Source organism: Tateyamaria sp. ANG-S1 (assembly GCF_000814025.1).
GTDB lineage: Bacteria > Pseudomonadota > Alphaproteobacteria > Rhodobacterales > Rhodobacteraceae > Tateyamaria.
In genome coordinates this window covers 66,060-89,708 of record NZ_JWLL01000023.1, presented here as the reverse complement: position 1 = coordinate 89,708, position 23,649 = coordinate 66,060, and the positions used below count along the sequence as shown (strand labels likewise).

Genomic DNA, 23,649 nt, shown 5'->3' with positions numbered 1-23,649 from the left:
CTTCTCCACTTTGGTTCGGTCCATACCTAGCCCCGCAAACACAGTCCGACACGCGGTAAACACGTCAGGCTCACCTTTTATTCAGCGCTGTCACGGAACTTTTACAATTGCCTCCAAAGGCAGATGGTCTGACGCTACCTTGGTTTCAGGTGAGCGAACAGCCGTCGCGCCGTATACTTCGCCCGGACCATCGGTCAAAATGCGATCCAACGCCAGCGCAGGCCAAGTGCTCGGGAACGTTGCCCTGGCCGGGCCACGCAGTTTTATGCCGACCAAGGTTTTATGGAACATCGCCCCACCCCAAGGTCGCCACTCGTTCAGGTCACCCAAGAGAATAGTCTGCATCGCAGTGCGTCGACGCAGGTACTGCCCAATAACACGCATTTGAACAATCCGAAGCGGCTGAGACAGCGAAAGATGGGTTGAGATCACACGTATGGGCCGACCTTCGAAGATCGCTTCGATTGACACCGCGCCACGATGGCAATGGCCCGGCAAGTCGATGACGTCGGCATGCGTGCGCTGTAGGCTCGGCGCCATGAAAAGGATCGTGCCAAGGAACCCGTCACTTTCTTCGCCCCACCTGAGCGCTGGATCATGCATATACTGCAGTCCAGTCCGTCGGGAGATTTCCTGAACGTTCAAAAGGCGGGCATGTGGCCTGCACTCTTGATCAGCTTCTTGAAGCGCCAATACATGCGGGTGCCGCGGCCCGAGAACGGAACAGATGGCATCAGCCACGCGATCCGGATCCACACGCCCGTCTGTGCCTTTCCCGCGATGCACATTCCAGGTCACACACCGAAGGTGCCGGACCGTCATCAAAGCCAACCTGTCATGCGTAAGAAGTGCCCTATGTTCGTACTGAACCTTGTAAATACCACGCGACATGAACAGCTTGAGCTGAACCGCTCACGTCTAGATAGAGGAAACCCGCCATGAAACGAACACTGTTTGCTACCGCGGTCATCGCAACATCACTCGCCTCGCCTTCCTTGGCCGACATGTCGCAGTACGAACTCGATCCGACTCATACGGCTGTGTACTTCAAGGTGGACCACATCGGTTTCGCCAAAACACTTGGTATTTTCACGGATGTGGCGGGCACGTTTTCCTACGATACCGAAACCCAAGAGTTGCAGGACGTGAACGTCACCATACAAGCCGAATCCGTGAACACCTTTAACGAAGCGCGGGACGGTCACGTGCGAAACGCGGATTTTCTTCACGTCTCGGATCATCCCGAAATCACCTTTGTGGCAACTGGTGGCGAACCGACGAGCGATACAACCGGAACCGTAACAGGCGACTTGACGATCCTCGGTCAAACACAGCCCGTCACATTGGACGTGACACTGAACAGGGTTGCTGACTACCCATTTGGTCACCAGCGCGAAGTACTTGGCCTGTCGATGACGACCACGATCCAGCGCAGTGACTTTGGTATGACCTATGCAGTGGACAACGGATTGGTCGGCGACGAGGTGACGATCAACATTGAGACGGAAGCAATTAAGGCCGACTAGGAACGCTTCGCTCGGTTAAGCATCCACCATCATCATAGGTGTTTTCAAACAAGGCTTTGGTCAAAGTACCTTGTTTCGGCTCTGCTTGATGCTTACCTTTGCTTTGCAACTGATGTCAGGGATCAGAAATATGGATTCAGCGCTCACAACCTAGTCACCCCAACCGGGTCATCTTGCTGTGAGCGTTTTCCATGTCTTCCGTAATCCTGTCCGGCCTTTGCTGGAACACCCCTGACACCACACCCCTTTTCGCCAATCTCGATCTGACATTTGGACCGGGCAGCACCGGACTGGTCGGGCGCAACGGGACGGGCAAGACCACGCTTCTGCGTCTGATCGCAGGTGAGCTTGAGCCTGCGTCCGGCACCGTCATTCGCCCGCAAACCGTCGGTTTCGTGCGCCAGAATCCCGAACAACAGCCCGACGAAACGCTGGCAGACCTGTTCGCGGTGCACGCAGAGCTTGCCTTGCTCGCGCGCGCCGAACGGGGAGAGGCAACTGCAGATGACCTCGCCAATGCAGACTGGATGCTTGAGGCGCATCTCCAAACGGCGCTCAGCACAATCGGCCTTGATCTGCCGACCGACACCCCCCTGCACGCCCTCTCAGGCGGCCAGCGCACGCGCGCAGGGCTTGCCGCGCTCATGTTCAAACAACCGGATGTACTGCTGCTGGATGAGCCGACAAACCATTTGGACCGGGCCGGGCGCGTGCAGGTAATGGACGCTTTGCGCTCGTGGCAGGGCTGCGCGATCATCGCCAGCCATGATCGCACCCTGCTGGGCGATATGGATGCCATTGTCGAACTGACGACGCTTGGTGCGCGGACCTATGGTGGAAACTACGCCGCCTACAGCGACATGAAATCTGCCGAACTGGCCAAGGCGGACGACAATTTGGCCCGCGCAACCCGTACTGTGGCCGAGACCAAAGCCCGTATCCGCCTTGCCGCCGAACGCAAGGCCCGCACGGACCGACAAGGGCGACAATTGCGAGCAGCGGGCAGTCAATCCAAGCTGCTGCTGGACGCCGCCAAAGAACGCAGCGAAGGGTCGGCCAGCGGCGCAGCACGGCTGCGCAATCGCCAGATGGAGGATGCGCAAGACGCACTAGAGAGTGCGCGGGAGGCCGTCGAGGTGCTTGAGCCACTGATCATGGACATTCCACCGTCGGGTCTTGCCAGCGGGCGCGACGTTTTGCGGATTGATGGACTGACATTCAGCTACGGATCAGAAGCCCCTGTCCTAGACAACATTGCGCTCGCGATCCGCGGACCCGAGCGCATCGCCGTGAGCGGACCCAATGGTTCAGGCAAATCCACGCTGCTGGCCTGTATCCACGGCGATCTACCGGTCGCGGACGGCTCTGTTCATCTGCATGTACCCGCAGCACTTTTGGATCAGGATATGAGCATGCTTGACCCGGACGAGACAGTGCGCGACGCGCTTGCCCGTCTTGATCCAAACGCAACTGAAAATGACCGGCGCGCTGTCCTTGCGCGCTTTCTCTTTCGGGGCAACGACGCTTTGCAAAAGGTCGGTGCGCTGAGTGGCGGGCAACGTCTGCGCGCAGGTTTGGCCTGCACACTTGGACATAGCCAACCGCGCCAGCTTCTGTTGCTTGACGAACCCAGTAACCATCTCGACATCGAAGCCATCGAAACGCTTGAAGCGGCGCTGCGCGCATATGACGGCGCACTACTTGTGGTCAGTCATGACGACACCTTTCTCGATCGGATCGGGATCAACAGGCACGTTACCCTCCGATGATGCACCTCACGGCGTATTCAAGAAAAAGTGTAGCCTACGAAGTTACTGGGATGATTGCTGTTCTGGGCGGGGATCAGCCTATCACGACCGCCCCGGCTTTTCCTGACCATACGTTACCCTACGTACAGATCGTTCAGTTACAAAAACCGCTGAAAACAGCGCGCATCATCTGACAGGAGGAGGACATGATGAACTTCAACCAGACATTCAAGGCCGTGCAGGTCGCAGTGTTGGCAGGCTCCCTCGGGCTCGCCGCCACATCCCTCAGCGCCGAGGACCGCAGCGACTGGCCCGACAGCTTCTCGGTCGGTACAGCCAGCCAGGGCGGCACCTATTTCGTGTACGGCGCCGGGTGGGCGAACATGGTGGCAGAAGCGCTTGGCATCCCCGGCGGCACCGAAGTCACTGGTGGGCCGGTCCAGAACGCAGCCCTCGTGCAGACAGGTGATCTGGACATGGGCATGGTCACCATGGGCCCAGCCTTTGACGCGCTCAATGGCAACAGCGCGCTGGCCCCGGGCTTGCAACACGATCAGATCCGCGCGATCTTTCCGATGTATAAGACGGGCTTTCACGCCATTGCGCTGACAAGCTCGGGCATCACCAGCTTCGCTGACATCCCCGATGGTGCTGTCGTGGGCGTTGGCCCCGCAGGCGGTACACCCGGTACGTACTGGCCCCGCATTCTCGAAGGCATGGGCAAGAATGTCGAATTTCGCAACGGTGGCGCCGCGGACCTCGCCGGGCAGCTTCAGGATGGTCTGATCGACGTTTATACTTGGGCGGGGGGCCTGCCCTACCCGGCCTTCAGCCAGCTCGATGCGCAAACCAACGTCACCTATTTCGGCTTTACGCCCGAGGAACAGGCGGCAGTGATCGGCTCCCAACCGGTGTCGGAATTCACGATCCCGGCGGGCACATACCCCTCGCTCGAAGAGGATCAGCTTAGCGTTTCGATGTGGAACTTTGCCATTGCCAACGCGAGCCTGCCCGACAGCTTCGTTTACGAAGTTGTTGATACGGTGATGAGCAACAACCCCAAGATGCTCGAGATCCACAAGGCGGCTGTTGAGACACTGCCAGAAAACTTCGACAAGAACACGTTCCTGCCCTGGCACCCAGGCGCAGCCAAGTGGTTCCGCGAGAACGGTTTCGACATTCCGGCGGAACTTGCTGACTAAGCGCTCGCGCATCGTCTAAGCTATCCAAGCCTCCCGCACGCAACAGGCGGGGGGCTCTTTTCATGCAATCAGGGGATGGTAGGCATGACGGAAACAGCAACGCAGCCCACACCGTTGGAACAACCCGAAACGCCGGTCGGTACCGACCTGCTGACGCGCGTGGGCTTCCTGCTCTGCGCCGTCTACGCGGGCTGGCATCTCTACGTGCTGAACATCGCGCCTTTGGAGACTTGGACCTTCCGCATCATGCACATCGCAGGCGCGCTGATCCTGGGCTTTGGCACGAGTGCCGCCCTGTCGATGCGCCCCGCCGCCGACGGATCAAACGGCCCCTTCTCGCACCTCATGGGCGGCATTGCACTGATCGGCACCACCATCGGCCTTGGCTCCCTGATCGCGGCCATGATGCTCCTCGAACCCGGTACCCCTGCACCACCCCCCTGGACGCTTGCAGCCTTCGGCCCGGCCCTCGCCGCGGGCACGCTGCTCGCCATCCTCACCGGCTGGCTCTACCCCGCGCGCAAGGGGCAATTGCCACTCGCCGACATCGCCCTGATCGTCGCGACACTCGCCAGCTGCGGCTTCATCCTCTTCAGCCTCGACACCCTGTCGCTGCGGCTGCGCGCGGGCACACCCTTTGCTGACCCCAACAACGGCTGGGCGGCTTTCGTGATCATCGTCATGATCGCGGAGCTCACCCGCCGCCTTGCGGGCCTTGCGCTGGTGGTCATCGCACTGGTCTTCATCGCCTACGCCTTCGCAGGCCCATGGATGCCCGGCTTTCTCGAACATCGCGGCTACGACGCCAAACGCTTCTTCACCTATGTCTTCACCGACAACGGCGTGCTGGGCCCAACCACCGCGGTGTCGTCCACCTACATCATTCTCTTCATCATCTTCGCCGCCTTCCTGCAAAGCTCAAAGGTGGGCGACTACTTCGTCAACTTCTCCTTCGCCGCCGCAGGGCGGGCCAAGGGCGGTCCAGCCAAGGTGTCTGTGCTGGCCTCCGGCCTCATGGGCATGATCAACGGCACCTCAGCAGGCAACGTGGTCTCGACCGGTTCTCTGACCATTCCCCTGATGAAAAAGGTCGGCTACCGCCCGCAATCCGCCGCCGCGATTGAGGCGGCGGCATCGACTGGCGGGCAAATCATGCCGCCGATCATGGGCGCGGGCGCCTTCATCATGGCAGAAATCACAGGCATCCCCTACACCGAACTGGTTGTCGCGGCCCTAATCCCCGCCATACTCTACTTCGCCTCAATCTACTTCATGGTCGATTTCGAGGCGAGCCGCACAGGCATGCGCGGGATGCGAGCAGATGAGCTGCCGAAACTCGGTGATCTCGCCAAACAAGCCTACCTTTTCCTGCCGATAGTCATCCTGATCGGCGCGCTGTTCAGCGGCTATTCGGTGATCCGCGCGGGCACACTCGCCATCGCCTCGGCGGCGGTCGTCAGCTGGCTCACCCCCTACCGCATGGGGCCAAAACAGGTCTACGAGGCTTTGGGCAATGGCGGGCGCATGTCGTTGCAGATCATCATTGTCTGCGCCTGCGCTGGCCTGATCGTTGGGGTCATCTCGCTCACCGGCGTGGGCGCGCGGTTCTCCAGCCTACTTTTCGATCTGGCCCAGCAAAGTACGCTTCTGGCACTGATCTTCGCGATGATGATCTCGGTTATCCTCGGCATGGGGATGCCGACGACGGCAGCCTATGCGGTCGCGGCCTCAGTCGTTGCACCGGGCCTGATCGAGATCGGGATCGCCCCGCTTATCTCGCATTTCTTCGTGTTCTACTTCGCCGTCGTGTCGGCGATCACGCCTCCTGTGGCACTCGCGGCTTACGCGGGCGCCGCCATCGCAGGCTCTGAGCCGATGCGCACCTCTGTCACCAGCTTCAAGGTCGGACTGGCCGCTTTCATCGTGCCGTTCATGTTCTTCTACAGTCCGGGTCTGCTGATGGAGGCACCGTGGTACGTCAGCGTCCAAAACCTGCTCACGGCGCTTATCGGCGTCTACATGCTCGCAGGCGCGGTGCAGGGTTGGTTCATCGGCACCGCGGGCGCGCTGATCCGCATCATCTTGCTGGTGGGTGCGGTCTGCATGATCTCGGGTGACTGGCGAACGGATCTTCTCGGCATCGCTATCGCTGGCCTTTTGACCTTGCGCGGAATGCGAACCCTTCAAAATTCAACATAAGCCGAATGCGCTCCCGCAATGGGGGAATACCCCCATTGCGGGAGATCAAGATCACACGCACAGTTTCGTCATTTACGACAAAATCTTTGATTTAGGAGTATTTGACGATGTCGAGGACATCCATGATCGACGGACGTATTGCGTCCGAAAAAGACACCCCGCTCACCCGGGCAACAGTGGTTGCGCGCACGCGGGACGGAAGCGTTGCTGGCGAAAGTATCACCGACAATCGGGGACTATTTCGAATTAACCTGAACCGCGACGTCGAACCTGACCTGCAGGTCGAAGTCGTCGGCGCGGAAGGTAAGATCGAGAAACTCCAAGAGCATGACCTTGTCGAAGGACCCGTCTTTGATTTCCGAATACCAGGTAAAGTGCTTGAAAAACTCAAACCCGCGAAAGATGCGTTTCCCCTCCTCTCGGGTCCTGTTTACGATCCCCAGGCATGGGAGACGATACGCGCAGCCGTAGGTCAGCTTGCACCGCGTGGCGACAAGGAATTTAATATCCTTTTGAACGCCGCACGCTGCCCCGGGCCGCCCATCTTTGATTTCGACGACATGCTCGACATTGCTTCTGGCGCAATCCTCGGCAATCTGGCGTCCCAGTTCACCTTAGCGGAAAGGCTGGAGCGTTTTGCGGAGGTGGACGTGCCCTATGAGCCGATCCTCGTCGATGTAGCGACGCGCGCGCTCAAAGGCGACGAATTCTCGCAACCGGGGTCCACGCCCGAAGGGCGGACCCGCTTTCTCGCCCAAACCATGCGGCTTGACGGCCCGGCAGGGCCAAGGCCCATCCCGGACGACCTAAACGTCACCTGCGCTGTCCCGCATACGCGCTGGCTTACCCTGATGGGAGGAATGGTCGCGTCCGCCCGCAGCCATGATCATCTGTTGCACATGACCCGTGGGCTCGAAATCGGCTTCTGCCGACATGATCAGGCGCAGAACCTGCTGAGCATGGCAAACCTGCTGCTGCATGAAGGGGTAGAGGCACCGTTCCGCGAAGCGCTTCTGTCCATGGAATGCGGTCCCGATGACGGCCCTGTACCCGGGGGCTGGAACCCGCGCAAACCGATCCCGACACCTGAGTGTGATCCTCCCTTCCGGCAACCGGAACTGGATTGCTTTCCGCCTCTCGAATGCTTCTTTGATCTCAGCAGCACAGGCGGAATCTTTGGCAAAACAACGCCCTATTTCATCGCCTCAATCACGCCGGAGAAGGCATGCGCAGGCACCCGGATCGTGATCAAGGGCACCAATTTCGGCCGCGGCGGAATGGTCTGTTTCGGCGACGAGAGGCCAGGTGTTGCAGCGCCAGCAGTGGCAGGCCAATGTGTGCGTGCCATCACGTGGACCGACACCGAAATCGAGGTGGAAGTGCCAAGCGGCGGCTTCAGCCCGTATATCGCCCTCGCCATCATCGAATCCACCGAACGGGTCTGTGGACGGTCCTTCACCATTTACCGCAAAGGAAACCGTGTCGCCTTTGAAGGGGGATCCACGGCTGCATCACTGTCCCTGCCCAGCCGTTCGTGGTTCGAACCCGGAGAAACAGCGCGTATTTCATGGCGCGGGCACCCAATATCAGCGCCCGCGACGCTGGAAATCAAGGTGGACGGCAAGACCGAGTTCAACCAGCGCGTCAATCCTGTAAGCCACATGCAGTGGCCGGTGCCGACGGTAACGGACCCAACACGGGTCGAGATGATCTTTACCGTTGACGGGCCATGTGGTCGGGCGGTGGACACGCAGGTGCGCGAAATCAATATTGCGCCCACCCTTGCCATTGACGGCGTGGAAATAACCCAGGGCATTCAGACCTATGGGCGGACGGACGGTACGCCGGACAACGATCTCGCTACGATTTCCGGCAAGGACACCATTGTGCGTGTCTACATCGACGCAGACCGGCGCGGTTTCTTTGGCAATCGGGTACCGGATGTCACAGGGATGCTGACCGTCGACGGCATCCACCAGTTGATGCCGATCAATGGAGAGGTACCAAACAGCTGCTCGGGCTGGGCAGCAGGCAACCCGTTCATCGAGGCGCGACCGGCCAGCCAAATCGACCGCGAAGTGACAGATCATACGCTGAACTTCCGCATCCCGCGCGCACTCAGTTCGGGCACCCGCACTCTGCGCATCGACATCACTGGGCCGGAAATCAACGAAACGCGGGCGCGACACAGGCTCGATACCACGTGGTCCTGGCGCACCGAAGCGGCCTTGCCCGTCCGACACGTCCGGATCCGTGATGACAACGCGACCAACGGCACAAACGCGCGCCCGTCCGCGGCCGAAGCGATGTGCACATTGCGACGCGGCTTTGACCTGCTGCCGACACCGGCCGACAACCTCGGTGCCGCGGCACGACCCACGCACAATACGACACGGGACCTTGGGACTGATGCTGGCGTCGGGGGTCTGTTGGCAGACGTTCACGCCCTGCACGCATGCACCACGACAGAGTATCTGTGGGGCCTTTTCCGGCGAACGGTCTGCCCGGCAGAACATGACATCATCTGGGTTGGCATCACCCACCCCTTCAATCGCGGAATGGGCTATGTGCCGGGCACAACATGCCTTTCGGCTCGGTTTGACCCGGTTGGCATGGGTCAAAGAAGCATTCTTAGGGTCAAGACAGCGCATGAGATTGGGCACAACCTTGGCTACAGCCATGTGCCTTTGGGCGGCGCAGCAGGCACGCTCGAACCCGGCTTTCCCAACGGCGGTATGCTGATCGACGTCGCCTTTGACCCGTTCTTCAACCAAGCGCTGCCCGGCACCCGCAACGACATCATGGCCTACGGAACCCGCTGGATCAGCGGTTACAACTGGAGCCGTTTCCAAACCACAATCTCCTAAGGGGAGGATACACAATGACTGATACAACCTATCTCCGCTTCGACGTTCTTCTGACCGAAGGGCTGGACATCGAAAAACGGACTGGCTGGGAAACCCAGTTCATCGCAACCAAACCAAAGGTGGATCCTGACAGCCCCTTTCGACTGGTCCTGCTGGACAAGGATGATGACATAATCGCCGAAACAGCCCCGCGCGTACAGTTCCGCCACCTGTGCCAATCCAAGCACCGTCACGAGGGCGAACAAATAGCCCGGGTCGAGGCATACCTGCCTGTGACCAAAGGGGCGCGGGAAATGGCCTTTGTCCGTGGTGACCGCACGCTCTGGCGGGCAAAGGTGGCCAAACAGGCACCCAAGATCGGCGACATTCGGGTTGAAGCAAACGCCGAGACCGCAACGGTCAGTTGGGACAGCGACGGCGACAACGATTTGAGCTTTCAGGTGATCGCTGTAATCGACGGCGACCGATCACATGTGATTGCGCTGGACGTTGAGGATACTAAGGTCGAGGTGGACCTGACTGCCCTGCCTGCCGGACCAGAGGGGTCAGACGCCGTCTTTACCGTTTTGGCGACCGATGGCGTGCGATCAAGCTGGATTGCGTCAAAACCCGTCACGCTGGCGCCACGCCCAAACAAGATAGAGGTCATGGAGCCTGCGCCCGACACGGTTTTGGCAGCCGAGACGGCAACCACCTTGTCCGTCCGGATCGATGGTTGGGGCAAACGCAACGAGGAACCTGACACGTTCCGCGCCATCATTGATGGCGAACCCGTAGCCGTTGGAACCAGCCCGCTGGTTTTGCCAGCGCTCAAGCCCGGCAAGCACAGTCTGCGCATCGAACATATGCGCGAGCAGGCAAAGCCAATCGAGCAGACGTTGACCGTTGCAGAACCTACCAAGGCGATGACAGCCTGGCGCGAAGCGATGCAGATTTGATCGGCTATGCGCCCCTGCTCCACACAGCAGGGGCGCTACCCCAGCACAATAACTTCCTGTGCGCTTCGGGCGAGTATTTCAACAATCTCATCGCCCAAATCCTGATACTCCGCCTCGCGCGCCGAGCTGCGGCGCCAGACCATGCCAATGGTCCGCGATGGTGGCGTACCACGAAACGGACGAGCCAGCACCAGTTCCTGGCTTGTCACCTCGGACCGGACATAAAGGGCTGGCAGCAACGACAGCCCCATGCCCATCGCCACCATCTGGCGCAAGGTGTCCAGGGACGTCCCCTCATATTCGCTCGACAACACTGCGCCGTGCTGCTCGCAAATGCGTTCGACCTTGTCATAAAGTCTATGGCCGCGTTCCAACGCCATGATCGTTTCACCTTTCAACATACTCGGCGCAATCGTTTCTTCGCGGGCAAATGGGTGGTCAAACGGCATAACCACCGACAACGGCTCGCGAAAAAGCGAGCGGGTTTCAAACTCGGCCTCCCGCGTCGGCAAGGGGAAAAGCAACAGGTCCAACGCTCCGGACCCCAACGCCTCGAGCAAATGCTTGGGCAAGCCTTCACGCACGTAAAGCTTCAACTGCGGATGGCTCTTGTGCAAATCCGGCACAAGGATCGGCAACAGGTACGAGCCCAGCGATTGTACGACACCCACCTTGATCGTGCTGTTCAAACTCCCACTTTGAAGCGTGGACAAGGTGCGGATTTCTTCAACCTCACGTAGCGCCGTGCGGGCGTGCTGAATGATCTGCTCGCCCAAGGGCGTCACGACAACACCACCTCGACTGCGCTCGATCAGGATCGCACCCAGCTTGTTCTCCAACTCCTTCAGCTGTGCGCTGAGGGTAGGTTGAGTGACGTGGCAGTTTTCCGCGGCACGTCGAAAGTGCCCGGTATCTGCCACTGCAACCAGATAGCGCAGTTGCTGAAGTGTCGGCATTCGTCCCTCTCCCGAATTGATAGATGATATCTATCAAAAACTGCCCGGTTTTCAATTTGATCAATCGAACTTTGTCCCCATCTCAACATTTATTGATGTGAAAGGCCCGGGCATGAAGCGCTTTAAAAACATTCTGGTCGTTTCGAACCCGGAGGGTGTGTCCGACGCGCTCGTGGCCCGCGCGCGCTGGCTGGCAAAGGCCAATGGCGCACATTTGACCCTTATGGATGTGTCAGAAACCGACCAATCCGACATGGCGCGCATGCTCGCCACCCTGTCCGGACAGCGCGGTCGAGAGGTTGGGGCAGAACTGATCGCCGCGCGCAAAGAGCAACTTGAGCAGGTCGCTGTAGGTCTTCGGCAGGAAGGCGCCGAAGTAACCACAATGCTTGCGCAGGGCGTCGGATTTATCGAAGTCATTCGTCATGTTCTGACCTATGACAACGATCTGGTGCTCAAAGCCGCCGACCAAACCCCGACCTGGAACGTGCTGGGCGGGCCTGACCTGCACCTTCTGCGCAAATGCCCGTGCCCTGTCTGGATCCTCAACAGCAAGGCCGAGCCAAAGGCCAAGCGCATCGTGGCAGCAGTCGATCCCGACCCAACTGACGCCACACGCGACGCGCTCAATCACAAAGTGATGCAGCTTGCGACATCATTGTCTGTTCAGGACGATGCCAAGTTGGACGTGCTAAACGCCTGGTATCTCTACGAAGAACACCTGTTGCGCTCCAGCCGCGTGCACACCCCGCCCGAAGATGTCGAAGCGCTTTTGCTAACAACCAAACAGGAAAGCCACGCACGGCTGACCGCGCTGACGGACCAGTACACCGAATTCGCGGACCGCATGCAGATCATGCACGTCAAGGGTGTCGCAGCCGATGTCATCGCCCAGCACACTCACGAACAACATATTGATACGCTGGTTATGGGCACACTCGGGCGCACGGGGCTTTCGGGCATGTTCATCGGCAATACCGCCGATACCATCCTCAGCCGCGTTGCCTGCTCTGTCCTTGCAGTCAAGCCCGAGGGCTTTATTTCTCCCGTGACGATTGAAGAACTGGAAACACATTGAACGATACGGCCACCGCGATGCACCCCACGGGAAACGGCCTTGTCGGTCTTATCCCCGTCGGGATCGCCCTCCTCCTGTTCGGCTGGTTCCTCAGCCTCGCCCCCGCCGTCGCCGACGGGCAAAGCCTGCGCCTTGTCTGGGACTGGGTGCCATCCCTTGGCATAGCGATGTCGTTCCTTGTGGACGGCCTCAGCCTGACCTTCGCGCTCCTGATCTCCGGCATCGGCGCGCTCGTGCTGCTCTATTCCAACACGTACCTCGCCGGGCACCCGCAATTTGCCCGCTTCGCTCTGTTCCTGACCAGCTTCATGCTGGCGATGCTGGGGCTGGTGCTGGCCGACAATCTTATCGGGCTCTTCGTCTTTTGGGAGCTAACCACCATCACCTCCTACCTGCTGATCGGCTTCGGGCATGACACAACCAAGGGGCGGCGTTCAGCCCTCCAGGCGCTCTTTGTCACTGGCGCGGGCGCCTTGGCGCTGCTCGCAGGCTTCATATTACTGGGCTTCTCGATGGGAAGCTTCGAGCTATCGGAAATCCTGGCCCAGGCCGATGTGCTCAAAGCCCACGAGATGTACCTGCCGATCCTCATCCTGATCCTGGCGGGCACCTTCACCAAATCGGCGCAGTTCCCCTTCCACTTTTGGCTACCCAACGCCATGGCCGCCCCCACACCGGTCTCGGCCTTCCTGCACTCGGCCACGATGGTCAAGGCGGGGGTGTACCTGATGGCGCGGATGCACCCGGGCATGTCAGGCACGGATGTATGGTTCTGGACGCTCACGATTGCAGGCGCGTTTACAGCTGTTTTCGCCAGCATCCTCGCCTTGCGCCAGACGGATCTGAAACAAGCCCTCGCCTACACCACGCTCATGGCACTTGGCACGCTGACGCTGTTCCTCGGTCAAACCTCCGGCTACGCCATGACTGCCTTCGCCACATTTTTGGTGGTCCACTCGCTCTACAAGGCTGCGTTGTTTCTTGTCGTGGGCTGTATCGACCACTCGACCGGTACGCGCGAGGCCGACGTGCTCGGTGGCCTGGGACGGGCAATGCCTGTCACCGCATTCGCCGCGGGGCTGGCGGCGCTGTCGATGGCGGGCTTTCCACCCTTTCTCGGGTTCATCGGCAAGGAACTGAAATACGCTGGCATTCTTGCCATTGGGTCCGAACCGTTCCTCTTCGCCGCTGCCCTGCTAACCGCCAACGCGCTGATGTTTGCAGTGGCAGGCATTGTGGCCCTGCGTCCGTTCTGGCAGCGAACAGGTGTTGCACTGCCCCGCAAACCGCATGAAGCCCCTTGGCCCATGCTCGCAGGCCCGGTGATCCTCGCCGTGCTCGGCGCACTTTTTGGCGTCTACCCGGACCTTCTGCAGGTCGCACTGGTTGATCCAACGGTCAAATCCCTGCTGGGCTCCATCGAAGATGCCAAGGAACTGAAACTGTGGGCGGGCGTGAACATGCCGCTGTTTATGTCAATCGTCACTGTCGCGCTCGGCGCCGTCCTGTACCTCGGGCACAAGCGCTTGCGGCCCGCGCTCGGGCGACTGGTGGACGCGGCACCGCAGTTTGACAACGGCTGGGACAAGTTCCTGCTGGCCCTCAAAAGCTTCGCCGCATGGCAGACACAGATCATCCAGCCCGGTATCCTCCGGCGCTACATCTTTGCGACCTTCGCCACCGTGCTGGTTGCTCTTGGCGGCACGATGATCGCACGGCAGGCCATGCCCACCTGGCCCGACCTGACTGACGTCACCTTCCAAAACATCGCCCTGGTTGTGCTGATCAGCGCAGGGGCAATACTCACGGCTCTGACAAGTTCGCGCATCGCAGCCATGGCAGCGCTGGGTGTGGTCGGCATCGGGGTCGCGATGATCTTTATCGTGTTCAGCGCCCCGGACGTTGCGATCACCCAGCTGCTGGTTGAGACGCTGATCGTGGTGCTGGTGGCTGTGGCGTTGTTGCGCCTGCCCGTGCTGGACGAAAACGGACGCGACCATCGCCCCCTTGATGCGATCCTTGCCGGGGCCATCGGCCTATCGGTCACGCTGGTGCTGCTTGCGGTACTCGAAACCCCGCTGGACCTGCGCCTGACCGAATACTTCGAGGTCACAAGCTGGCCAGAAGCGTTTGGCCGCAACATCGTCAATGTGATCCTCGTGGACTTCCGCGCGCTCGACACCTTTGGCGAAATCGCGGTGGTCGTGATCGCTGCCCTCTCAGCCTACGCGCTCTTGCGCACCACCCACCCAAGGAAAGACCCATGAACTCGATCATCTTGCGCGTGGGCACCCGGTACCTGTGCGGGCTTCTGGTGCTGTTCTCGCTATACATGCTGATCCGCGGCCACAACGAACCAGGTGGCGGGTTTATCGGCGGCCTCATCGGCTCTACAGGATTTGTGCTGTTCGCACTGGCCTGCGGCACTGCCGACGCCCGCAATGCGCTCAAGATCATGCCGCAGAATATCGCCATGGGGGGCCTCGGCATTGCCCTGCTCGCCGGCATCTTCGCGGCTTTTTTTGGCGATGCTCTCTTTACAGGCCAATGGCTCTTCATCAACGAAACACCCGACGACAAGGGGATCCCCATCTCGACAGTTCTTTTCTTCGACATCGGGGTCTACCTCGTGGTGTTCGGCTCAATCCTCTCCATCGTGTTCGCCATGGAAGAGGAGATCTGAATGGAAGCGCTTATTGCGATAACCATTGGCGTGCTCGTCGCCACCTCAGTCTACCTCATGTTGGCACGCAACGTACTGCGATTCATTTTCGGACTTGTGCTGATCTCGAACGCCGCAAACCTGATTATCTTTGCGTCAGGGCGGCTCACCGTCGGGGCACCACCCCTGATCCCGGTGGGTGCGGATGGCCCCGTGGGTGATGTGGCGAATGCCCTGCCCCAAGCGCTGGTGCTGACCGCCATCGTAATCGGCTTCGGCCTCTTCGCCTTTGCCCTCGTGCTAATGTTCCGCGCCTATTCAACGCTGGGCACGCTTTATTCCGACGACATGCGGATCGCTGAGCCGCGCACAGAAGACAAGACATGACCTGGACCCTTGCGACCCCTCTTGTACTGCCTTTCCTCACGGCGGTACTGGCCTTCCTTGCCCGCTACGGGACTACCGGGCGCTGGTTCAGCGTTGCAGGCAATGCGGTGTTGTTGGCGGCTTCCATCCTGCTCATGGCGCGCGTGCTTGATCAGGGCGTAATCGCCACACAGATGGGCGGCTGGGCCGCGCCCTTCGGCATCACGCTGGTAGCCGACTATCTCTCGGCCGTCATGGTGATCATTACCGCCATAACCGCGCTCGCCGTGTCGGTCTATGCCCTGACAGACATCGACGTGCGCAAGGAACAGCTTGGGTACCATGCGCTCTTCAACATCCTGATCGGCGGCGTCGTGGGCGCTTTCCTGACTGGCGACCTCTTCAACCTCTATGTCTGGTTCGAGGTCATGCTGATCTCGTCCTTCGGCCTGCTGATCCTGGGCGGGAACAAGGATCAGATCGATGGTGGCATCAAATACGTCACGCTCAACCTGATCTCGACCATCCTGTTCCTGTCGGGCATCGGCTTGCTTTACGGCATGACCGGCACGCTCAACATGGCCGACATGGCCCGTGCTATCGACAGCGTGGAAAACCAGGGCCTCGTGACCGTCGTGGCTATGATGTTCATGGTCGCCTTCGGGGTCAAAGCGGCGGTCTTCCCCCTGTTCTTCTGGCTACCCGCCGCTTATCACACGCCCGCCTTCTCGGTTTCTGCCGTCTTCGCTGGTCTGCTGACGAAAGTTGGTGTCTATGCCCTGATCCGCATGTTCACGCTGGTCTTTGACGGAGATGTCGGCTTCACTCACCAGATCTTGCTCTGGGTCGCCGCCCTGACCATGATCACCGGCGTCTTGGGCGCGGCGGCACAGAATGACATACGCAAGATCCTGTCCTTCCACATCGTCAGCCAGATCGGCTACATGATCATGGGGCTCGCACTTTTCACCCCGCTCGCCTTGGCGGGCGCGGTCTTCTACCTCGTCCACCATATTGTCGTGAAGGCAAACCTGTTCCTGATCGCAGGCGTGGCCGAGCGCACGGCAGGCTCCACAGATCTGAACCGCATCGGGGGTCTCTACAAATCCGCCCCTCTGCTGGCGGTCCTGTTCTTCATCCCTGCATTCTCGCTTGCAGGCTTCCCCCCACTCTCGGGCTTCTGGGCCAAATACGTGCTGGTCGCCGCCGCGATTGAGATACAGGGCTGGATCATTGCCGCCGTAGCCCTGCTGGTCGGCCTACTGACCATCTTCTCAATGACAAAAATCTGGGCCGAGGCATTCTGGAAACCGCACCCGGAAGGCGCCGACCCCGCGCTCAGCCAGCTCACACCGCAAGCCCGGCGACACCTCCTGATCCCAATCGCAGCACTCGCGGCAATGACGCTGGTTATCGGCTTCTCACCCGACCCCTTCGTCACCTTCGCCAAGGACGCAGCGGCTCAACTTCTCGATCCGACAGCCTATATCACTACGGTACTCGGGGGTGAGGCATGAACACACTTGTCGCCAATATCTTCTTCGCCGTGGCGTGGATGATCCTGTTCAACACCTTCACATGGCTGTCCGTGCTGTCGGGGCTCGTTGTGGGATACTTCGTGCTGATGCTGATCCAGCCCCTGGCCGGGGTCAAATCCACATATTTCAAGCGGGTCTGGTACTGGATCAGGCTTCTCATCATGTTCAACTACGAATTGATTGTGTCCAGCATCGAGGTGCTGTGGGACATTTTCACGCCCACACATCGCTCGAACCCGGCCATCGTGAACATGCCGCTCGACGTCAAGACCGACGCTGGGATCCTACTGGTGACAAATCTCATCTCGCTCACCCCCGGCACGCTCAGCATCGACGTGAGCGAGGACCGCAAAACGCTCAAGCTGCATGTCATGTTCGCCGATGACCCGGACGCGGTGTGCCGCTCGCTGAAACAAGGCATGGAACGCTGGGTGATTGACGCAGTGGAGGACCGGGAATGACACTGATGGACACCGTGCTCACGCTTGGCTTCGCGCTCGTCTTCATCGGGGTTGGCCTCGCCCTGATCCGGCTGGCTGTCGGACCCACCCTGCCCGACCGCGTTGTTGCGCTAGACCAGATGACGGTCTCTATCGTGGCCTTCTGCGGACTGGCCGCGATCCGGTCGGAGGACGCGGCCTTTCTTGACGTTGCCCTCGTGTTGGCACTGGTCGGTTTCCTCGCGACAGCGGCGTTGGCGCGCTTTGCCGAACGTGTGGTGGTGCGACGCGAAGCAGAGGAAGAACAAGAGGACAGCCAATGATCGAACTTGCCGCCGCCGCTCTCGTTTTCCTCGGGGCCGCCATGACAGTCGCTGCCGGCATCGGCGTCTTGCGGCTGCCAGATGTTTTCACACGGATGCACGCCGCCACCAAAGTCGGCACGCTCGGCTCCGGTCTTGTCATGGCGGGTGCCGCCTTGCACTTTGCGGACCCAGCCATTGTCTTGCGCTGCGTGCTGATCGTATTTTTTCTGCTGCTCACCGCACCTATAGGGGCGCATATGATTGGACGGGCCTCCCTGCGTCTCGGGATCAATCCGTGGAGCCCGAAGTCAGCCGCCATGGACGAGAAAGAGAAGTAGCAATCAGGTAGGCATCGGGCTGTTCCGTTCGAAATCCGGGCCTTAAGCCCTATTCCACAGCGGCACCGATTGCAGCCAATGCGGCCTTGGCAACGTCCTTGTCCTGATCCGCTGTGCCAGAGCCGACACCGATACCGCCCACGCACACCCCATCGAAGAAAATCGGCAAACCTCCGCCAAGCCGTGTCACGGCATTATCAGTGGCAGCCGCGATGGTAGGCCCAACAGCTTCGGGAATGGCATCGCTTGGGGCCCGGATGGATGCGGCGGTGCGCGCCTTGGTCTGAGCGCTCTTCAGGCTCAGATACTTCGCCCCTGTCATCCGGATCTGGCCCAAAGTGACGCCACTGGCATCCACGATCACAATACATTGCGGCTGGCCCATCCCTTCGGCCTTGGCAACCCCCGCCTGAAGCATGGCCATAACGGCCCCGTGTGTCAGGACAAGTGACTTTTCGAAATGCATGACTTCCATCCTTTCGCGGGCTTTGTTATCGGTAACATAACAGCAGCTCCGGGAAGAGGAAAGTATATGTCTGCAGCAGAAATCGGTGTGATCGGGTTGGGCACGATGGGGGCGATGCTGGCGCTCAACATCGCAGACAACGGGTTCACGGTCGCGGTGCACAACCGCACGGCGTCGCGTATCCCGGAGTTCATGGACAAGGCGGGAGATCTGGCCGAGCAAATCACCGGCCACGCCGCGCTGGAAGACTTCGTGAATGGCCTGGCGTCCCCGCGCAATATCATCCTGATGGTTCCAGCCGGCGATGCAGTCGATGCACAGATCGAACAATTGCGCCCGCTTTTAGACGCCGATGACATGATCATCGACGCAGGCAATGCAAATTTCCACGACAGTGAGCGGCGGGCAAAAGAGGCGGAAGCTGCAGGTGTTCCGTTTCTGGGCATTGGCGTGTCGGGTGGTGCCGAAGGTGCCCGCTTTGGCCCATCCATCATGGGCGGTGGGACATCCGAGGCATGGGACAGGGTTGCCCACATCCTGAAAGCAATTTCCGCCAAGTACGAAGACCAGCCATGCGCTACATATATGGGCGCAGGCGGAGCCGGACACTTCGTCAAAACCGTGCACAACGGGATTGAATATGCCGATATGCAACTGATCGCAGAAGCCTATGGCGTGATGCGCGATGGGATGGGCATGGATGCCGCCGCGTGCGGGGCCGTGTTTGACCGCTGGAACGAAGGGCTGTTGCAAAGCTATCTGATCGAGATTTCCGGCAAAGTGTCCGCCGCAATCGATCCGGAGACGAGCAACCCCATGCTCGACATGATACTTGACCGTGCTGGTCAAAAAGGGACGGGCCGCTGGACGGTGATCGAAAGCCAGATGCTAGGCGCACCTGTGCCCGTCATCGAGGCGGCGGTTGTGGCGCGGAACTTGTCGGCGCAACGGGATTTGCGACTGGCCGGAGCGGAGGCCTTTGGTCCGACCGGTGGCGCGATGGCCGACGGCACGCTCAGCTTCGATGACCTTGAACAGGCTCTGATCGCGGGCAAGGTACTGTGTTACGCTCAGGGCTTTGAGCTGCTGACGAAGGCCAGCGCCGACTACGGTTGGGACCTGCCGATGGCCGAGATTGCCGAGGTCTGGCGCGAGGGGTGCATCATCCGGTCCGCGATGTTGAACGACATGGCGTCGGCGTTGACGGACGCGCCCGAGCGGAACTTGGCCCTCGCTCCATACTTCGCCGACATTCTCCGACAGAACATGGCCGGTCTGCGCAAAGTGGCCGTGGTAGCCATGGGGGCGGGGCAACCGGTGCCCGCATTGGCATCGGCGCTGAACTACTTCGACACACTCACCAGCGCGCGGACCACGGCCAATATGCTTCAGGCGCAACGCGATTACTTCGGCGCACACAGCTTTGAGCGCACCGACAAGGACGGGGCGCATCATGGGCCGTGGCTGGATCAACACATGCAGTGAGTGAATAGGAGTGGTGCGCGGTGAACGCGCGCCCTACGCCCCTTAGACCGGGGAGACGCCGTTCACGTTGAGAAAAACCGAATAGAGCGAGGTTGTCCCAGCGATAAAGAGCCGGTTCAGCTTCTCGCCCCCGAAGCAGACATTCCCGACAAGCTCGGGGATGTGCACCTTGCCGATCAATACGCCCTCGCTGTTCAGACAGTGAACGCCATCGGCGGCAGAGCTCCAGATGCGGCCGTGCGTGTCGAGGCGGAAGCCGTCGAACAGCCCTTCGGTACAGGTGGCAAAGACTTCGCCGCCAGACAGCGTGCCGTCAGCGCCGACCATGTGGCGTCGGATGTGTTTGGGGCCGTCTGTATCATGTGTGATCCCGGTGTCGGCGATGTAGAGCATCGTTTCATCGGGGGAGAAGGCGAGGCCGTTCGGTTTGTAGTAATCGTCGGCGACGATGGTGATCTCGCCAGAGGGGTCCACGCGGTAGACGTGGCAGGCGCCGATTTCGCTTTCGGCGCGGTCGCCTTCATAGTCCATGAGGATGCCGTAGCTTGGGTCGGTGAACCAAACCGAGCCATCGGACTTCACCACAACGTCGTTCGGGGAATTCAGGCGTTTGCCTTGGTAGCTGTCCGCGATGACGGTGATGGAGCCGTCATGTTCGGTGCGCGTGACACGGCGCGCGAGGTGTTCGCAGGACACCAGCCGCCCCTGCCGGTCGACCGTATGGCCATTGGAGTTGTTCGAGGGCTGGCGGTAGGTCGAGACCGATCTGTCGGTATCGTCATAGCGGAGGATGCGGTTGTTCGGGATGTCGGACCAAAGAAGATAGCGCCCTGCTGCAAACCACACTGGCCCCTCGGACCACCTCGCCCCGGTCCAGAGCCTCTCGACCCGCGCGTGGCCCACAAAGCACTCTGCAAATTCGGGTTCAATGACTTCGAACCCGGTCCCCTCGATCATGCCGAACATCGTCGTTTCCTTCTTTAGTCTCGTCATACCGGCACACAGCCCAACCCGGAGGCGGGCCCTGGTTGCCGGGATGGCTGGGGTCCGTGCCCCAGATCGCCTGATAGGTGTCGATGGCCATGCCACGCTTTTGCATGGTAACAAAGGCCACCGCCAGCGCCGCCCACCATACTGTCAAAACCAACCACATCCAGACCGGACCATTGGCTTTCCACAGGCCCAACATAATCGTGACGATGGCGAGCAGGATAACGGAATAGCCGATGCCCTTGTGCAGCACCTCGAACATGCGCCGCCACGGGGTCATGTCATAGTGGTGCCCACGCATTTGGGTATCGGTCGGTCCGCCCTTGGACCCGCGGAAGAGGCCAAGCAGCACCTGCGCACCTGCCCCCGCGAGGACCGCGTAGCCCAGCCAGTTATGCACGCTCATCGTTGCGAAATCACTGGGAAGCACCAGCACAAGGCCCAGCAGTGACAAGCCGACAACCAGCGACTGCCCCATCCAGTGACTGCGCCACCAGATCAGATTGTCGACCTCGCGCGGGAAGTCCTGCCCCGGCATCACTTTGAAAAATCGCGCGATGATCACAGCCATTGGCGCCAGAATGCCCCATGCAAGCACCATCGACCTTGCGTGCCACGAGATGGCAAAGCCCACCTCGTGCGCGCGACTTGGATCGATGGGGGCGAGGAGCCAGTCCATCAGCCTTTGACCGCCCCTGCGGTCATGCCGGTGATGATCTGGCGGCTGGCGAGCAGGGTGAAGATGATCGGTGGGATGGCGAGCAGCATACCCGTGGCCATGATCACACCCCACTCCACGTTGAATTCGGACATGTTGTTCACGATCAGGATCGGCACGGTGCGTGTGTCGCGGTCCGATAGGGCGGAGGCGAGCAGGTATTCGTTCCATGCGATGCGGAAGGTGAAGATGGCGGCGGCGGCCAGGCCCGGCTTGATGAGCGGCAAGACGACTTTGAAGAAGACTTGGAACGGCCCTGCCCCATCAACCCGCGCCGCTTCTTCCAGCGACCGGGGGACCTGCACAATGAAGCTTTGCAAGATCCAGATCACAAAGGGCAGGTTCATCGCCACGTAGATCAGGATGATACCGGAGTGTGTGCCCGCAAGGCAGACATCACCCCGCCCTCCAAACGTGTCACGGATCGCGCCGCCAATCAGGCCATCGCGATCTAGACAGAACTCGTTATTCCACAAACCGAAAACAGGGACGAGCAGCACGGCGGGTGGCACCATGCGCACCATGAGCGTGCTGAGCGATACGGTGTCCCGCCCCATGAACCGGAAGCGCACCAGCGCGTAGGCCGCCATGCACCCGATCACTAACGTTAGCGCGGTCGAGATCAGCGCGATGATTAGCGAGTTGATGAAGGCGCCGCCGAACTTGAGTGAGCAAAAATCGAGGTGCTCGGGCTCGTACCAGAGGACATCACACAGGGCTTGCTCATAGTTCTGGATCGTGGGCATGAAGATCAGGCCGGAGGTACCTGAAATGATGTCCACGTCCAGCTTGAACGAGTTGATGAACATCAAGAGCACGGGGCCCACGGACATAAATACCAAAAGGGCGATGACCGCATAGAAAGCCGGATTGGCGCGGGAGTTGGGGGTGGACATCAGCTTTCCTCCTCGACCAGCGCATTCAGCCGAGCGGCGCGTGCTTCTTGCCAGCGGTTGAAGGCGAACATGCCCACAGTCAGCAGCAGAAGCAGGATCAATAGGTAGTTGGACATGGCGGCGGCGACGCCCAGTTCGCGGAATTCGGTGGCGGTACGGCTGATGCGCAGCGCCAGGATTTCGGTCGACAGGCCCGGGCCGCCTTCGGTCATCACTAGGATCACTTCCAGCACCTTGAAGGCGTCGATCAGGCGCAGAAGTGCCGTGACGATCAGGACCGGCATCATCAGGGGCAGCTTGATGTGGATGATTTGTTGCCAGGCTGTAGCGCCATCGATGCGCGCCGCTTCCAGTGCCGAGCGGGGGAGCGATTGTAGGGCGGCCAGTGACAGGATGAAGATGAAGGGCGTCCATTGCCAGATGTCTGCAATGATGACGGAGGTGAGCGCGTGGTCCCCGAGCCAGTCCACGCGCGGCAGGCCGATGCTGTCGAGGAAGCGGTTAAACGTGCCGACGGTCGGGTGGTACATGTACCGCCACATCAGACCCACCACGACAGGGGCAATCATCATCGGCAGGATAAACATGGTGCGCAGAAGCGAGATGCCGCGGATTTCGCGGTCGAGCAGAAGGGCGAGGCCCACGCCGATCACCATCTCGATGGTCACCACGAAGAAAGCGAAGCGCAGCGTGACGCCAAGGCTTTCGTGAAAGTTCGGGTCGTTCCAGAGGAAGATGTAGTTCTTGAGGCCCACGAACTCGGCTTCGCCAATGGTCTGGCTTGGGTTCCAGTCGCGGAAGCTGCCCCAGACCATGTAACCCAGTGGGTACATCAGCGCGATTGCCATGATGATCGCGGCGGGTGCCATGAACATGTAAGGCGTCAGTCGGTTGGCCATCGCAGTACGCATGGGTCAAACTTTCCAGGGTC

Annotated in this window: 22 protein-coding genes; 15 read left to right on the top strand and 7 right to left on the bottom strand. The window is 60.1% G+C overall.

Annotated elements, in window-relative coordinates; translation table 11 throughout:
* Positions 1 to 90: 90 nt before the first annotated feature.
* Positions 91 to 822 carry an endonuclease/exonuclease/phosphatase family protein gene (locus RA29_RS21495; RefSeq protein WP_039689993.1) on the bottom strand — a complete coding sequence of 244 codons (732 nt, stop codon included), beginning with the start codon at positions 820 to 822 and terminating at the stop codon, positions 91 to 93.
* A gap of 116 nt (positions 823 to 938) precedes the next feature.
* Between RA29_RS21495 and RA29_RS21490 the strand changes: the two genes are divergently transcribed.
* From RA29_RS21490 to RA29_RS21465, 6 genes are all read left to right on the top strand, one after another.
* The gene (locus tag RA29_RS21490; protein WP_052249875.1) at positions 939 to 1,526 is read left to right on the top strand and encodes a YceI family protein; all 588 of its coding nucleotides are present in this window, start codon (positions 939 to 941) and stop codon (positions 1,524 to 1,526) included.
* A gap of 191 nt (positions 1,527 to 1,717) precedes the next feature.
* Positions 1,718 to 3,295, top strand: a complete 1,578-nt coding sequence (locus RA29_RS21485; RefSeq protein WP_039689933.1) for an ABC-F family ATP-binding cassette domain-containing protein — start codon at positions 1,718 to 1,720, stop codon at positions 3,293 to 3,295.
* 185 nt (positions 3,296 to 3,480) lie between these two features.
* Positions 3,481 to 4,476: a TAXI family TRAP transporter solute-binding subunit gene (locus tag RA29_RS21480; protein WP_342666435.1), complete on the top strand. Its 996-nt coding sequence runs from the start codon at positions 3,481 to 3,483 to the stop codon at positions 4,474 to 4,476.
* 84 nt (positions 4,477 to 4,560) lie between these two features.
* Complete coding sequence (locus tag RA29_RS21475) at positions 4,561 to 6,675, top strand: TRAP transporter fused permease subunit (protein ID WP_039689932.1); 2,115 nt, start codon at positions 4,561 to 4,563, stop codon at positions 6,673 to 6,675.
* Between the two features lie 107 nt (positions 6,676 to 6,782).
* Entirely contained in the window at positions 6,783 to 9,542 is a 2,760-nt protein-coding gene (locus tag RA29_RS21470) for a hypothetical protein (protein WP_193743615.1), read from the top strand.
* Between the two features lie 14 nt (positions 9,543 to 9,556).
* Positions 9,557 to 10,480, top strand: coding sequence for a hypothetical protein (locus tag RA29_RS21465; protein ID WP_039689929.1), 924 nt, complete (start codon positions 9,557 to 9,559; stop codon positions 10,478 to 10,480).
* Between the two features lie 35 nt (positions 10,481 to 10,515).
* Here the strand turns inward: RA29_RS21465 and RA29_RS21460 are convergent, their stop codons facing one another.
* Complete coding sequence (locus RA29_RS21460; protein ID WP_039689927.1) at positions 10,516 to 11,436, bottom strand: LysR substrate-binding domain-containing protein; 921 nt, start codon at positions 11,434 to 11,436, stop codon at positions 10,516 to 10,518.
* Positions 11,437 to 11,548: 112 nt separating this feature from the next.
* Here RA29_RS21460 and RA29_RS22220 point away from each other — a divergent pair, with 112 nt between their 5' ends.
* Genes RA29_RS22220 through mnhG form a run of 8 tightly spaced genes read left to right on the top strand, consistent with a single transcriptional unit; the run spans position 11,549 to position 18,163 of the window.
* Complete coding sequence (locus tag RA29_RS22220) at positions 11,549 to 12,514, top strand: universal stress protein (RefSeq protein WP_152613113.1); 966 nt, start codon at positions 11,549 to 11,551, stop codon at positions 12,512 to 12,514.
* Positions 12,511 to 14,781: a putative monovalent cation/H+ antiporter subunit A gene (locus tag RA29_RS21450; RefSeq protein ID WP_241462689.1), complete on the top strand. Its 2,271-nt coding sequence runs from the start codon at positions 12,511 to 12,513 to the stop codon at positions 14,779 to 14,781. Before RA29_RS22220 ends, RA29_RS21450 begins: the two co-directional genes overlap by 4 nt.
* Positions 14,778 to 15,197: a Na+/H+ antiporter subunit B gene (locus RA29_RS21445; RefSeq protein WP_039689925.1), complete on the top strand. Its 420-nt coding sequence runs from the start codon at positions 14,778 to 14,780 to the stop codon at positions 15,195 to 15,197. Before RA29_RS21450 ends, RA29_RS21445 begins: the two co-directional genes overlap by 4 nt.
* Positions 15,198 to 15,563, top strand: coding sequence for a Na+/H+ antiporter subunit C (locus tag RA29_RS21440; RefSeq protein ID WP_039689924.1), 366 nt, complete (start codon positions 15,198 to 15,200; stop codon positions 15,561 to 15,563).
* Positions 15,560 to 17,059 (top strand): Na+/H+ antiporter subunit D, encoded by a 1,500-nt coding sequence (locus RA29_RS21435; RefSeq protein WP_039689923.1) that lies wholly within the window; start codon positions 15,560 to 15,562, stop codon positions 17,057 to 17,059. The genes RA29_RS21440 and RA29_RS21435 overlap by 4 nt, the downstream gene beginning before the upstream one ends.
* Positions 17,056 to 17,541, top strand: coding sequence for a Na+/H+ antiporter subunit E (locus RA29_RS21430; RefSeq protein ID WP_039689921.1), 486 nt, complete (start codon positions 17,056 to 17,058; stop codon positions 17,539 to 17,541). The genes RA29_RS21435 and RA29_RS21430 overlap by 4 nt, the downstream gene beginning before the upstream one ends.
* Entirely contained in the window at positions 17,538 to 17,843 is a 306-nt protein-coding gene (locus RA29_RS21425) for a cation:proton antiporter (protein ID WP_052249873.1), read from the top strand. The genes RA29_RS21430 and RA29_RS21425 overlap by 4 nt, the downstream gene beginning before the upstream one ends.
* A complete protein-coding gene (gene mnhG / locus RA29_RS21420) occupies positions 17,840 to 18,163 on the top strand; it encodes a monovalent cation/H(+) antiporter subunit G (protein WP_039689914.1) in 324 nt (107 codons plus the stop codon). Before RA29_RS21425 ends, mnhG begins: the two co-directional genes overlap by 4 nt.
* A 49-nt stretch (positions 18,164 to 18,212) precedes the next feature.
* Here the strand turns inward: mnhG and RA29_RS21415 are convergent, their stop codons facing one another.
* Entirely contained in the window at positions 18,213 to 18,629 is a 417-nt protein-coding gene (locus RA29_RS21415) for a heme-binding protein (protein ID WP_039689981.1), read from the bottom strand.
* Positions 18,630 to 18,695: 66 nt separating this feature from the next.
* Here RA29_RS21415 and gndA point away from each other — a divergent pair, with 66 nt between their 5' ends.
* The gene (gene gndA / locus RA29_RS21410) at positions 18,696 to 20,114 is read left to right on the top strand and encodes an NADP-dependent phosphogluconate dehydrogenase (RefSeq protein WP_039689911.1); all 1,419 of its coding nucleotides are present in this window, start codon (positions 18,696 to 18,698) and stop codon (positions 20,112 to 20,114) included.
* Between the two features lie 42 nt (positions 20,115 to 20,156).
* Here the strand turns inward: gndA and RA29_RS21405 are convergent, their stop codons facing one another.
* Genes RA29_RS21405 through RA29_RS21390 form a run of 4 tightly spaced genes read right to left on the bottom strand, consistent with a single transcriptional unit; the run spans position 20,157 to position 23,629 of the window.
* On the bottom strand, positions 20,157 to 21,080 hold the full coding sequence (locus RA29_RS21405) for an SMP-30/gluconolactonase/LRE family protein (RefSeq protein ID WP_039689908.1): 924 nt from the start codon (positions 21,078 to 21,080) through the stop codon (positions 20,157 to 20,159).
* Positions 21,040 to 21,783: a cytochrome b561 domain-containing protein gene (locus RA29_RS21400; RefSeq protein WP_039689907.1), complete on the bottom strand. Its 744-nt coding sequence runs from the start codon at positions 21,781 to 21,783 to the stop codon at positions 21,040 to 21,042. Before RA29_RS21400 ends, RA29_RS21405 begins: the two co-directional genes overlap by 41 nt.
* Positions 21,783 to 22,718, bottom strand: coding sequence for a carbohydrate ABC transporter permease (locus RA29_RS21395; RefSeq protein ID WP_039689904.1), 936 nt, complete (start codon positions 22,716 to 22,718; stop codon positions 21,783 to 21,785). Before RA29_RS21395 ends, RA29_RS21400 begins: the two co-directional genes overlap by 1 nt.
* Complete coding sequence (locus RA29_RS21390; RefSeq protein ID WP_039689903.1) at positions 22,718 to 23,629, bottom strand: sugar ABC transporter permease; 912 nt, start codon at positions 23,627 to 23,629, stop codon at positions 22,718 to 22,720. Before RA29_RS21390 ends, RA29_RS21395 begins: the two co-directional genes overlap by 1 nt.
* Positions 23,630 to 23,649: the final 20 nt, after the last annotated feature.